This is a genomic window from Brucella sp. IR068, from assembly GCF_049065885.1.
Classification (GTDB): Bacteria; Pseudomonadota; Alphaproteobacteria; order Rhizobiales; family Rhizobiaceae; genus Brucella; species Brucella intermedia.
Genome location: NZ_JBAKHE010000001.1, coordinates 61,694 through 72,883 on the forward strand (window position 1 = coordinate 61,694; position 11,190 = coordinate 72,883).

Genomic DNA, 11,190 nt, shown 5'->3' on the forward strand with positions numbered 1-11,190 from the left:
ATGGACCAGATCAAATCGTCGCTGCGCCATCTTCCTTCCGTGGATGCCATCCTGCAAATGCCCGCGCTTGCCGCAGCATTGGAGAGCTTTGGCCATGCTTCGGTGGCGGAAGCCGTGCGGAAGGTGCTGGGAAATGAGCGTGAGGCGGTGAAGTCCGGCGCCGCGCCTTCCAGCAACGTGCTTTTGGCGGAGCGGGTTATTCACCTGCTCGAAGCATCCGGCCAGTCGAGCCTGCGCCCCTTGTTCAACCTGACTGGAACGGTCCTGCACACCAATCTCGGGCGCGCCATTCTGGCCGAAGCCGCAATCGAGGCTGCGACGCAAGCCATGCGGCAGGCGGTTTCTCTTGAGTTCGACCTTTCTTCCGGCGCGCGCGGCGAGCGTGACGATCATCTGCGCGCGCTTGTCTGCGAACTGACCGGGGCAGAGGATGCCACCATCGTCAACAACAACGCGGCGGCGGTGCTTCTGGTGCTGAACAGCCTTGCAGCGGGAAAGGAAGCCATTGTTTCGCGTGGCGAACTGATCGAGATCGGCGGTGCTTTCCGCATGCCGGATATCATGACCCGCGCCGGTACGCGGCTTGTCGAAGTTGGCACCACCAACCGCACCCATCCGCGCGATTACGAGAATGCGATCAACTCCGATACGGGTCTGGTGCTGAAGGTCCACACCTCCAACTATCGGATCGAGGGGTTCACGCGCGAAGTCACTGCCCCGGAACTTGCAGCAATCGCGCAGGCGAGGGGCGTGCCGCTGGTCAACGATCTCGGCTCCGGCACGCTGGCCGACCTGACAGCTTTCGGTCTGGCACATGAGCCGACGGTGCGCGAGGCAGTGGCCGAAGGCGCTGATATCATCACTTTTTCCGGCGACAAGCTTCTCGGCGGGCCGCAGGCGGGGTTCGTCGTCGGGCGGCGCGATCTGATCGCCCACATCAACAGGAACCCGATGAAGCGCGCCTTGCGGGTCGACAAGATCAGGCTTGCAGCGCTTGAGGCGACGCTCAAACTTTATCGCAACCCGCAGCGGCTTGCGGAAAAACTGCCGACCTTGCGTTATCTGGCGCGCCCGCAGGCAGAAATTGCCGCGCAGGCGGAAAGGCTCAAACCCGCGCTGGAAAAGGTGCTCGGGCCCGCTTTCACCGTCACGGTGACGGAGTGCGCCAGCCAGATCGGCTCCGGGGCCTTGCCGCTTTCGACCGTGCCAAGCGCCGGTCTGTCGATTGCACCGAAGGACGGCAGCGGCTCCGCGCTGACAGCGCTTGGCGCTTCGCTGCGCGCGCTGCCTCTCCCGGTCATCGGGCGGATAGAAAAGGGCGCGCTCGTGCTCGACTTGCGCTGTCTTGACGACGAAAGCAGTTTCATCGGGAACCTGTCATCCTATGCGGCTTGCTGATCTCTTCGCCCGCAAAACGAAGCAGGACACGACGGCGCAGGCGCTGGAAAAGGCGCTTGCGGCTGCAAAGACGGGTGATTACGCAACGGCGCTTTCCATCTGGGAGCCGCTGGCCCGTAGCGGCAATGCCCGTGCGCAGAACAATATCGGGGCCTGTTTTGCAGGCGGCATGGGCGTCGAGAAGAATATCGGCCTCGCGCAGCGCTGGCTGACCCTTTCCGCCGCCGCTGGCGATGCTTCCGGCCAGCGCAATCTCGCTTCCCTGCTTTTCAAGGGCGAAGGCATCGAAGCCGATTACCCGGAAGCTGCGCGGCTCTACCGCCTTGCCGCCGAACAGGGTGACGCGCAGGCGCAGGACATGCTGAGCTGGATGCTCATCGAGGGCGAGGTGATTTCCGCCGATCCGGTGGAGGCGCGTGAATGGGCGCTGAAGGCAGCCGAAGGCGGCGTTGCCGCAGCCATGACGCGGCTTGGCATGATCTACCATAATGCCCTCGGTGTGCCGCGTGATCCGTCCCGGGCGGTCTACTGGTGGCGAAAGGCCGCCGACGCGGGCGATGCCGACGGGCAGGCCATGCTGGGGGCGGCGCTGCACCTCGGCATGGGCGTGGAACGCGATCCTTTGGCGGCTTACGATTATCTGCAGCGCGCAAGGACGGGCGGCAGCGCGCTTGCCGCGCCTTTCATCGAGGCAGCGCGCAGCGCACTGGACGAGCAACCATGATCGTTGGAACGGCGGGGCATATCGACCATGGCAAGACCGCGCTGGTGCGCGCGCTTACACAGGTGGATACGGACCGGCTGAAAGAGGAAAAGGCGCGGGGCATTTCCATCGATCTCGGCTTTGCCTATCTGCCGTTGTCCGGCGACGAAAAGGATATACTGGGCTTTGTCGACGTGCCGGGGCACGAGAAGTTCGTGCATACGATGCTGGCCGGGGCGGCGAGCATCGATTTCGTCATGCTGGTTGTCGCCGCCGATGACGGCATCATGCCGCAAACCCGCGAACATCTGGCAATCGTCAATCTGCTCGGCATCCGGCGCGGTGTTGCCGTCATTACCAAATCCGACCTTGCCGCGCCCGACCGCCTTGCGGAAGTGGAAACCGCTATCCGCAACGAACTGGCGCTGACGGGGCTTGTCGATATTCCCGTTCTGGCGGTTTCCACCGTGTCCGGTGCCGGGATCGACGATCTCAGAACCATGCTGGAGGCGCAGGCCCATGCGGTTGGCGAGCGGCAGGCGAACGGACGTTTTCGTCTGGCCGTGGATCGTTCCTTCACGCTGAAGGGCGCGGGTACGGTCGTCACTGGCACGGTGCTTTCCGGCAAGGTCGCCATCGGCGATCATCTGGCGATCAGCCCGGCTGGAAAAGAAGCGCGGGTCCGGACCATTCATGCGCAGAACCGGCCGAGCGAAACCGCGCAGGCGGGTGATCGCTGCGCGCTCAATCTGGCAGGCGAAGGCATATCGAAAGAGGCGGTGCATCGCGGCGACATGCTGGTGTCGCCCCCTCTGCATCGTCCCACGGACCGCATCGATGCTTCGCTGCAAATATTGCCTTCCGAGAAAAAGCCGATAGGCCAGTGGTTTCCTGCGCGCCTACATCATGCGTCGGCGGAAGTTGGCGCGCGCATCGTGCCTTTGCGGGGCGGCGAGCTTCGGCCCGGGAGCGAAGACCGGGTGCAAATGGTTCTGGATCGCCCCCTTGCCGTGGCCGCCGGAGACCGTTTCGTCATCCGGGATGTGTCCGCGCAACGAACCATCGGGGGCGGACGTTTTCTCGATCTGCGTCCGCCGCAGCGCAAGCGCCGCAGCCCCGAGCGCATGGCGCAACTCGACGCCCATTCCATCGATGATCCCGTGCAGGCGGCGCGGGCGCTGCTGTCCGTCGAACCATATTATCTGGATGCGACGGCCTTCCAGCGCGACCGGGCGCTGGCCGACGATCCGCAGGCACTGGCGCAGGCGCTCGATGCGGTGATGCTGCCGCAGGCGAATTCCGTGCTCCTGCTGTTGCCGGAGCGATGGAATGCGCTGCGGGACGAGATTGTGGCGCGGCTCGGTGCTTTCCACACGGAGAACCCGGACCTGATTGGCATGGGTGTGGAGCGGCTGCGCTTGCTGTTGAAGCCGCGCCTGCCTGCTCCGGCCTTCCGCGCCGCCATTGCTGCACTCATCGAGGCGGACCTGTTGCGGCTCGACGGTGCCTGGCTGCGCCTGCGCGATCATGAAGTGACGATGAGCGATGCCGACGAGGCGCTCTGGCAGCGCATCGCGCCGCTTCTTGGCGGCGATGCCCGTTTTCGCCCGCCGCGCGTGCGCGATATTGCGGGTCTGCTGGATGAGCGGGAGGAAGATATCCGCCGCCTGCTCAAGCTTGCCGGGCGCATGGGCCGGGTGCATGAAGTGGCGCACGACCATTTTTTCCTCCGCGCAACGATTGCCGAGATGATCGGAATATTGTCGGACATGGACGCGGCTTTCGACAGCGGCTGGTTTATCGCTGCGCGATTTCGCGACCGGGTCGACAGCGGCCGCAAGGTGGCGATCCAGATACTGGAATTCTTCGACCGCAACAGCGTTACGATAAGGCGCGGAGACATGCGCCGCCTCAACCGCCGCAAGCTCGACCTGTTTGGCGATTTTGCGCAAGGGGAAACGCAACAAACGGGAGGAGCCCTGTGAAAACCTTTTCAACAACCATGTGCCTGATACTGGTTCTGGCTGTCGCAGGCGGTTGCGCAAACCGAGCCTGCAATGAATGGCCGGGCACCTGCATCATTCAATGATCGGCCAGTTGTCCAGATTGACGCTTCGATTGCTGGTGCGGTAGGAATGAGGAGTAAGTGAAATGGTGGCAGCCGGGCAGAAACGGCCTCTCGTCGCGGCCACCTGAGACGAATTTATGGAATGAATCAATATCTGGAAGGGATGCATGCCCGGTGGCATGTCCGGACTTCAAATCCGGGAGGGGCCGATAGACGGTCTTTGGTGGGTTCGACTCCCATTCTCTTCCGCCATTCGGCTTTTCCGATCATCTCGAACGCACGATGCCCATCACATTGCGCACCACTTCGTCCTGAAGCGGGCGCTGCTTCTCGATGTTGAAATGGCCGATATCCTTCATGCCTGAAAAATCGCGGTTGTCGAGGCTTCCCCTGAAACGTGGCCCGGCCGTCAGCGGCAGGCCCCAGCCGTGCTCCTTGAAATAGAAGTTCACCACACGTCTTATATTGCCGGGCAGGGGGGCGGGAGCGGTAGCGGCAAAGGTCGCCATATAGGCAACCTGGATGCCCTTCTTTTCAAGCGCCGCTGCAATATCGATAACGGCATTGGCGCCCAGCGAATGGCCGATCAGCACCACCGGCGCACGCGGATTGTTTCTCTGGTCGGTGAGAATCCGGTTCAGCACAAAACGCCATGCCTGATGCCCCTCGACATGCGCATCGACGCCGTTGGCCTGCAACTGCTTGCCGATCTCGTCGATGCCGGTGGAGAAGATATCCCCGAAGCCGCGCAGGAGGTAGACATCGGCCTGCGGCGCCGTTCGGGAAGGCGTTCTGGGCGCTGCCTGGGCCGCGCCCCCACAGAAGGCGAGCGCCGCCCCCGCAAAGATCAGGCTGCGGCGGGTCATTTTCGAATGCAAACTATCGGGCTTTGAAACCATCTTCGACTACCTGTTGGGGCACGTTCGAAAATGGCTTTCGAACGGAACGCATCGAAAGAGTATTTAGAGCGCCGATCCGCTTCGGCCAAATCACTAGAACTTGAGCTATATTTTGATCTTCGGGATGACGCGGCCCGTCCTGCGCGCATAGTCGTCATAGGATGCGCCGAACGCCGCGCGCATCATCGCCTCCTCGTGGCCGACCCGGTAGAAATAGAGGATGGCGACACCGACAAGGCCCGCCAACCCCGCAAACCAGTTCGGAAGCAGGCAGAACTGCGCAATCGCCCACAGCCAGAACGACAGATACATCGGGTGGCGGACATATTTATAGAGCCCTTCGGTCACCAGCTTGTGCTCGCGGCGGATTTCAAGCGAGACCGACCAGTTCTTGCCGAGCTGCCGGTGGCTTGCATAAAAAAGCCAGAGGAAGGCGATCTCGACAATCACCCCGATCCAGGCCAGCCACGGCTGGAAGGCATAGTCAGCAAAGGCTGGAAAGCCGGTTGCGACATAGACGATCGGGATCAGCGACAGGCCGACAGTCGCCGCCCCCAGCGCCAGCCTGTCGGCCAGCGTCCTTGCATCCTTCGCAACCTTGATCTTGCGCGCGCGCCGCTGGTGCGGAATGCGGATGACGACCCAGGCGACAAGCCCGATACTCCAGACGATTGCAGCCAGTGTCGGTGTCATTCGGCAACAGTTTCCTTCCTTGGCAGGGCGCCGATTATGCGGTCGTCGGTCCGTTCCCGAAGCGAGACCGGCCCACAGCAGATTTGAAAGAAATCATACCAATAGGGCTTCGTATTTCCGAATACATATTGATAATGCACGCGAAAAAGGTTCCGCTTCACACGCCGGTAGATTTCCGGCTGCAGCATTTCCTTTATGCGCACCGTCCGCGTGACGGGAAAGGATCGCTGCGCATCCCGCTTCAAACCCATCTCGGCCACGGGGTCGGTCTTGTAGAAGTTGATCGCATCGGTCAGGCACTGGATTTCCACCCAGTCGATCCCGCCATCGTCCACCAGCCGCTGCACGCCCTCGCGAAAATGCCCGCCCGCCGGATGGTAACCGGCCTTGAGCGCGGTCGATCCGAGCGTGAGGACCGTCACCTTCGGCGCATGGCTGCTGAATTCCGGATCGATGGCAAGGCAGCGCGCGGCAACATCCAGCATCAGCATGCCGCCGGTGCTGTGGCCGATCAGGATGACTTCATCATAATGTTTCGCCGCGGTGCGCTCGACAATGCCGGCTGCGAAGCGCTGCATCAGGGATTCTGCATCCCGCCGCCGCCCGCGAATGAAATTGAGCGAGAACGACCAGAGGTCCATCAGGTGGTTGGTGGACCATCTTTTGCCCAGAATGGCGAGCGCCGCGAAAAAAACCGCAAGGCCGACGAGCCAGCTCAGTGCGCCGAGCCACTGGACCGTCCATCGCGCCACCGCATAGCCCGCAACGGCGAACAGGGCCAGCACGAGAAAAGGATAGAGAAAATAAAGCCCGAAGCGCCAGGCCTTGGCAAAGAAGCGGAAGGCGGTGCCGGTCAGGACGAAATCCCCGAAGGCGGCGAGATATTTGGCGAGCCTGACCGGCAGCGGACGGTCGAAATCCGCGAGCACGATCTTGTCCAGAACGAGAAAATTGAAGTCGGTCTGGGTCGCCCATCCATCATCGGCGGAGGCCGTCGCGATCGCGACGGAGCCGATCTCGCCGTCCGGCGACACGCTGACATCCGAAACGTCGGAACGAACGCTCCACAGTGCCTCGAACCGTTTGATTTCTCTGTTCAATCGTCCAAAAAACGCCTCCGGCGTTTTCGGATCATAGCCGCCAATGAAGAAGACAGCGCGTTGTCGAACCGGTTGCTTCATGGGCAAACCGTAATTTGGGGCTTTCGGATTGTCGAGATCATTACCGCTCATCCCCAGAAAAACCGGTTGAATTCGAAAGCCTATCTCATGTCGGCCACTATCTCATGTCGACCAGGCCACGCCTTATGGCTTCCCGCGTTGCCTCGGCCCGCGACGACACGCTGAGCTTCTGGTAGATGGCCTTCACATAATCGCTGACCGTATGTTCCGACAGTCCAAGCTTGCGGGCGATTTCGCCGTTGCGCTGTCCGGTGCCTATCTCCTTCAGCACTTCGGTTTCCCGGCGCGAAAGATGGATGAACTCGCCGTTCGGCTCCGCTGCCGCAGGCTGGTTGGATATGGCCTTCACGCGCGCCACCAGATTGAGCCGGGCGCGGATCGTGAGGATGAGGACATCGAAATCGATCGGCTTGGTCAGGTAATCGTCGGCACCGGCCTCCCTGCCGGTCAGCTCGTGGCTGCGGTCGGCAAGCGCGGTCAGGAACAGGAATGGCGTTCCGGCAAGGTCGGTGCGGGAACTGCGGATCTGTTCCAGAAATTGCAGGCCGTTGGTGCCGGGCATCAATATATCGCAGATGATGATGTCGGGCGTCGTCGTGTCCAGCACGCGCAGCGCTTCGGTCGCATTGGCCGCGCCAATGGCGTTGAACCCCGAAGTGCCCAGTTCATCGATCAGTTCTTCCAGAATATGGGTTTCGTCCTCGATGCAGAGGACGGTCGGCTGGGGGAGGATTTCAGGCAGTCGCATGCTGGGCCACCTTTGGTAGAGTGAGGATGAATACCGTACCTTGTCCTTCAATCGAAGTGAAGACAAGCGTTCCGCCGTGCAATTCGGCGAGCGCGCGCGACAGGCTGAGGCCCAGGCCGGTGCCCGCCATGTGCGATGCGTTGCTGGCGCGGAAAAAGCGCGTGAATATGCGATCCGCTTCCTCCGCCGGTATGCCGATACCGTGGTCGCGGACGATGCAGCGGAATTCGTTCTCGTCTTCTTCCGTGGTCACTTCGATGGGCTTGCCGGCGGGCGAATATTTGGTGGCGTTGCCAAGCAGGTTGACAAGAATCTGCTCGACCAGAATGCCGTCGCAGTAACAGAACGTCTCGCTGTCCTGAATGTCCGTCACCAGTTCCAGCTCGGGATGCAGCTCCTGATGATAGGCGCAGGTGTTGCGCACCAGTTCGGAGAAATCGACCGGCTGGCGGTTGATCTGGAACCCGCTTTCATCAAGGCGTTCCGCATTGGCGGTGCTTTCCAGAAGCAGGATCAGGCGGCGGCTGGCGTTGCGCATCCGCTTGGCCTTGTCGATGATGATTTCGGGCGTGAACTCGTCGGCGCGGCGGATGAAGCGCTGGGCGATGATGTCGATGATCGATACGGGCGTGCGGAACTGGTGCGAAACCGTGGTGATGAAGCTCTTGTAGAGTTCCTTGGCCTTGCGCTCGCTTTCCAGCGCCTCGCGCAGGGCGGCGGTGCGGTCGGCGACGGTCTGTTCGAGTTGCTGCTTGTACTCCTGCAATGCCTTGTGGGCGCGCTCGGCCTTGCGCATGTTGGAAACCACCTGCCAGGACAGGATGGCGCCCGTCGCCATGATGCCCAGCACCGCGAACATGATCAGGTAGATCGACTGCAATTGCTGGTCGCGCTGCGCACCGCCATGGTCCTGCTCCACGATCGTCGCGTCATCGGCAACCTTGGTCAGTTCATCGCGCATGGGCACCAGCGCCCGATAGATGGCTATAGGGTCGAATTGTTCCGGCCCGGCCTTGATCATCGCCTCGATCTGGGGAAGCCGGTCGGTATTGCGCTGGATGATTTCGGCAGCGCCCGGAATACGGGCGAAATATTTCTTCTGCGGCCCGTCGGCCAGAAGCGCGAAACGGCTGTAAAGAACGTCGAGGCGGAGCGAGAGATCGGCGGTGTCGGTGCTGCCCGCCGGCATTGTCAGCGCCGTTTCGGCCAGGCGTCCGGCGTCGCGTTCGGTCTTGGTGATGGCCCAGACCATGTTCTCGCCGGTATAGGTCGCCAGCGATTTCTGGATCTGGAGAAGCTGGCTGAATGCATAAGCGAGCAGGGCCGCAAAACCTGCCATGACAAGGCCGGAGAGAATATAGCCCCGCTTGATTCTCATTTCGCCTCGATCTGCTTCACCTGCCATGCCCAGCGGTGATCATAGCGCGAATCGTTCAGTTCCTGATGCTGGTCACGCGGATAGACGATCCAGTATGGTCCCTTGTCGCGCAGGCTCAGCTCCCGGCCGTTCATCCTGCGCGCCACAAGGACATTGTACTTGTAGGCGTCCTCCAGCGGAATGCTGATACTGTAATCGTTGAGCGCAAGAATGGTGATCGAACGGTTGGGGGCGTTCTTACCGTCCACACCCACCGTTGCCAGCACGTCGCGCAGCAGCACGCCGTCGAAATTCTGCGGACCTTCGGTCCAGGCGGTGTTGGTCTGCAACGTATTCTGCGGCAACTGCGTGAAGTCGTCATTGCTCAATACGCGCGTCGTTCCATCGGGGGCGATGACGGTCAGCGTGATGGTCACCGTCGCAGGCGATGCAGCAGGAGCCGCGCCTGTGGAAAGGATGATTTGGCAGACGGCGAAAAGCGCGATCAGTGCCGGGAGCGCCAGAAGACGCCGGAAAGCGAACATCCAGTTTGCGCATGACACGTGAGGTATCTCCAGAAACGAACGAATGCGAATGCAGCGAAGCTTAAAAGGGAGGATGCCCGAAATTTCAAGAATCTCCTGAGTTTGGCGGACGAAATTCCCCTTCAAAAGCGTCAATTCGCACATAACACTGAAAAAGTCTGGTCCAATTTCAAATAAATATCAAACGGTTTCATAAAGTCTTTCAAAATCTACCGGCTGCTGAAAGTCATTGCCGGAAAAGTGGGTCAGTTCTTCTTTCTAACCTCCCCCCCTGAATAGGGGAATTGTTTTTCGCTACTAGAGCGTCCACTAAATAACCGTCGGCCTGTTGGGGCTTAGGAGGCTGACGCAAAAAATTGGGCGGGGGCTGCTTATCGACCGCGGGGAGTCGGGGTCGATAGGCAGCCAAACCAGTCCGGACAGCGCGGAAGCGGCGATAACGGTTACTCTCGAAGCGAAGCGTTTCGAGCTACGAATAAAAACCGGTCCCGCATTCTGGGTCGCTTCCAGGGCAAAATGGCCGACAGGCATCTGGTCGAGCCTAGAACCTGCCGTTCAGGTTCCTCGAACAGAGCGAGCTTGCAACTCTTTCGCGTCCTTCATCTGAAGGGCGCGCTTTTTTTTGCCCTGTTTCAATTTCAGAAAAAAGTGACGACCGGCGTTGCGGCGCGATCGTCACGAATCAGGATGGGCTATCCGGTTCCCGGCTTTCCGGCGGTTATTTCTGTTCCGGAGCCGTTGTCTGGATGCTTGCAGTGGTCTGCGGCTTCTCCATTTTCGTGGAGGATTGAGCACTGTGATAGGTGCAGTCTGCCATCGCGCCGGTAACCGACAGAGCGAGGACAGCGGTAGTCACGAATACGACTTTCATGTCTGTCTCCCTATAATTTGGGTATGGCATTGCAGCGGAGAGTTTAGCAGAGCGGACCCCTCCTGTCGCATCACATCATCCCCAAAATGCCATTTGCCGCATTTTCGCCATGATTTTGTCGGGCGTTCGCCACAAGTTTTGGTGGGAAAAAGTCATGGTTTGCCGCGAAAAAACGCATCCGGCGCGAAAATCGCGCCGGTTCACGGTTCTGCCTTGATTTGATTTCGGCCCGGTCAGGAGGCGCAGCGGTTGACCACGGCGCGCTTGCCGCCCATCGACAGGAACGAGATATGCAGCGTCTGTCCGACGGGTGAAATGGTGATGTTTTCCTTCGACTGCTGCCCGTTGGCCGTGCAGGACATCGAGACGGTAAAGGTGCCTTCGTAATTGTTCATGCGCGTGACCGAGCACTGGCCGTCGCGGCTGTCGAAACGCTCGCCGGAAATGGCGAATCGCTGGCCGTCAGGGCTGCACCAGTTGCCGGTGATGGGGGTGGGATCGACCGGCGGTCTGGCGGGGGAGGCGCTTGCCGAAGGACCGGGCGTCGTTTCGGAACATGCTGCCAGGGCGGTGGCAGCGAGGACGAGGGCAAGCAAACCGGACTTCTGCAACGATCTTCTCCTTCATGCAGCGGACAAAGCCTCCTCTTAAGAAACCGATTCGGGCGATATCGCGACGGCAGAAGGCCAATCCACAACGAAGTAAGGGCCGGATTGCTCCGGCCCTT

Annotated in this window: 11 protein-coding genes and 1 tRNA gene; 4 read left to right on the top strand and 8 right to left on the bottom strand. The window is 60.7% G+C overall.

Annotated elements, in window-relative coordinates; translation table 11 throughout:
* From selA to ACOWVS_RS00305, 4 genes are all read left to right on the top strand, one after another.
* The gene (gene selA / locus ACOWVS_RS00290; protein ID WP_006468329.1) at positions 1 to 1,398 is read left to right on the top strand and encodes an L-seryl-tRNA(Sec) selenium transferase; all 1,398 of its coding nucleotides are present in this window, start codon (positions 1 to 3) and stop codon (positions 1,396 to 1,398) included.
* Positions 1,385 to 2,122 (top strand): tetratricopeptide repeat protein, encoded by a 738-nt coding sequence (locus ACOWVS_RS00295; protein ID WP_006472067.1) that lies wholly within the window; start codon positions 1,385 to 1,387, stop codon positions 2,120 to 2,122. Before selA ends, ACOWVS_RS00295 begins: the two co-directional genes overlap by 14 nt.
* A complete protein-coding gene (gene selB, locus ACOWVS_RS00300) occupies positions 2,119 to 4,086 on the top strand; it encodes a selenocysteine-specific translation elongation factor (RefSeq protein ID WP_025092115.1) in 1,968 nt (655 codons plus the stop codon). The genes ACOWVS_RS00295 and selB overlap by 4 nt, the downstream gene beginning before the upstream one ends.
* Positions 4,087 to 4,325: 239 nt before the next feature.
* Positions 4,326 to 4,421: transfer RNA gene (locus tag ACOWVS_RS00305), tRNA-Sec, on the top strand.
* A gap of 14 nt (positions 4,422 to 4,435) precedes the next feature.
* Here the strand turns inward: ACOWVS_RS00305 and ACOWVS_RS00310 are convergent.
* The 8 genes from ACOWVS_RS00310 to ACOWVS_RS00345 all read right to left on the bottom strand — a co-directional run bounded on the left by ACOWVS_RS00310 (position 4,436) and on the right by ACOWVS_RS00345 (position 11,074).
* On the bottom strand, positions 4,436 to 5,035 hold the full coding sequence (locus tag ACOWVS_RS00310; RefSeq protein ID WP_025092114.1) for a thioesterase domain-containing protein: 600 nt from the start codon (positions 5,033 to 5,035) through the stop codon (positions 4,436 to 4,438).
* 138 nt (positions 5,036 to 5,173) lie between these two features.
* Positions 5,174 to 5,761 (bottom strand): protein-S-isoprenylcysteine O-methyltransferase, encoded by a 588-nt coding sequence (locus ACOWVS_RS00315; protein ID WP_006468334.1) that lies wholly within the window; start codon positions 5,759 to 5,761, stop codon positions 5,174 to 5,176.
* The gene (locus tag ACOWVS_RS00320) at positions 5,758 to 6,942 is read right to left on the bottom strand and encodes an alpha/beta fold hydrolase (RefSeq protein WP_006472069.1); all 1,185 of its coding nucleotides are present in this window, start codon (positions 6,940 to 6,942) and stop codon (positions 5,758 to 5,760) included. Before ACOWVS_RS00320 ends, ACOWVS_RS00315 begins: the two co-directional genes overlap by 4 nt.
* A 97-nt stretch (positions 6,943 to 7,039) precedes the next feature.
* Complete coding sequence (locus ACOWVS_RS00325; protein WP_006472070.1) at positions 7,040 to 7,690, bottom strand: response regulator transcription factor; 651 nt, start codon at positions 7,688 to 7,690, stop codon at positions 7,040 to 7,042.
* A complete protein-coding gene (locus tag ACOWVS_RS00330) occupies positions 7,677 to 9,068 on the bottom strand; it encodes a sensor histidine kinase (RefSeq protein ID WP_006472071.1) in 1,392 nt (463 codons plus the stop codon). The genes ACOWVS_RS00325 and ACOWVS_RS00330 overlap by 14 nt, the downstream gene beginning before the upstream one ends.
* Positions 9,065 to 9,610 (bottom strand): molybdopterin-dependent oxidoreductase, encoded by a 546-nt coding sequence (locus ACOWVS_RS00335; RefSeq protein ID WP_235691671.1) that lies wholly within the window; start codon positions 9,608 to 9,610, stop codon positions 9,065 to 9,067. Before ACOWVS_RS00335 ends, ACOWVS_RS00330 begins: the two co-directional genes overlap by 4 nt.
* 700 nt (positions 9,611 to 10,310) lie before the next feature.
* On the bottom strand, positions 10,311 to 10,463 hold the full coding sequence (locus tag ACOWVS_RS00340) for a hypothetical protein (protein ID WP_022570581.1): 153 nt from the start codon (positions 10,461 to 10,463) through the stop codon (positions 10,311 to 10,313).
* 233 nt (positions 10,464 to 10,696) lie between these two features.
* Positions 10,697 to 11,074 carry a hypothetical protein gene (locus tag ACOWVS_RS00345; RefSeq protein WP_006468342.1) on the bottom strand — a complete coding sequence of 126 codons (378 nt, stop codon included), beginning with the start codon at positions 11,072 to 11,074 and terminating at the stop codon, positions 10,697 to 10,699.
* Between the last annotated feature and the right edge of the window lie 116 nt (positions 11,075 to 11,190).

Coding starts and splice junctions, on each gene's coding strand:
- selA (WP_006468329.1), top strand. CDS start 1: ATGGACCAGATCAAATCGTCGCTGCGCCATCTTCCTTCCGTGGATGCC.
- ACOWVS_RS00295 (WP_006472067.1), top strand. CDS start 1,385: ATGCGGCTTGCTGATCTCTTCGCCCGCAAAACGAAGCAGGACACGACG.
- selB (WP_025092115.1), top strand. CDS start 2,119: ATGATCGTTGGAACGGCGGGGCATATCGACCATGGCAAGACCGCGCTG.
- ACOWVS_RS00310 (WP_025092114.1), bottom strand. CDS start 5,035: ATGACCCGCCGCAGCCTGATCTTTGCGGGGGCGGCGCTCGCCTTCTGT.
- ACOWVS_RS00315 (WP_006468334.1), bottom strand. CDS start 5,761: ATGACACCGACACTGGCTGCAATCGTCTGGAGTATCGGGCTTGTCGCC.
- ACOWVS_RS00320 (WP_006472069.1), bottom strand. CDS start 6,942: ATGAAGCAACCGGTTCGACAACGCGCTGTCTTCTTCATTGGCGGCTAT.
- ACOWVS_RS00325 (WP_006472070.1), bottom strand. CDS start 7,690: ATGCGACTGCCTGAAATCCTCCCCCAGCCGACCGTCCTCTGCATCGAG.
- ACOWVS_RS00330 (WP_006472071.1), bottom strand. CDS start 9,068: ATGAGAATCAAGCGGGGCTATATTCTCTCCGGCCTTGTCATGGCAGGT.
- ACOWVS_RS00340 (WP_022570581.1), bottom strand. CDS start 10,463: ATGAAAGTCGTATTCGTGACTACCGCTGTCCTCGCTCTGTCGGTTACC.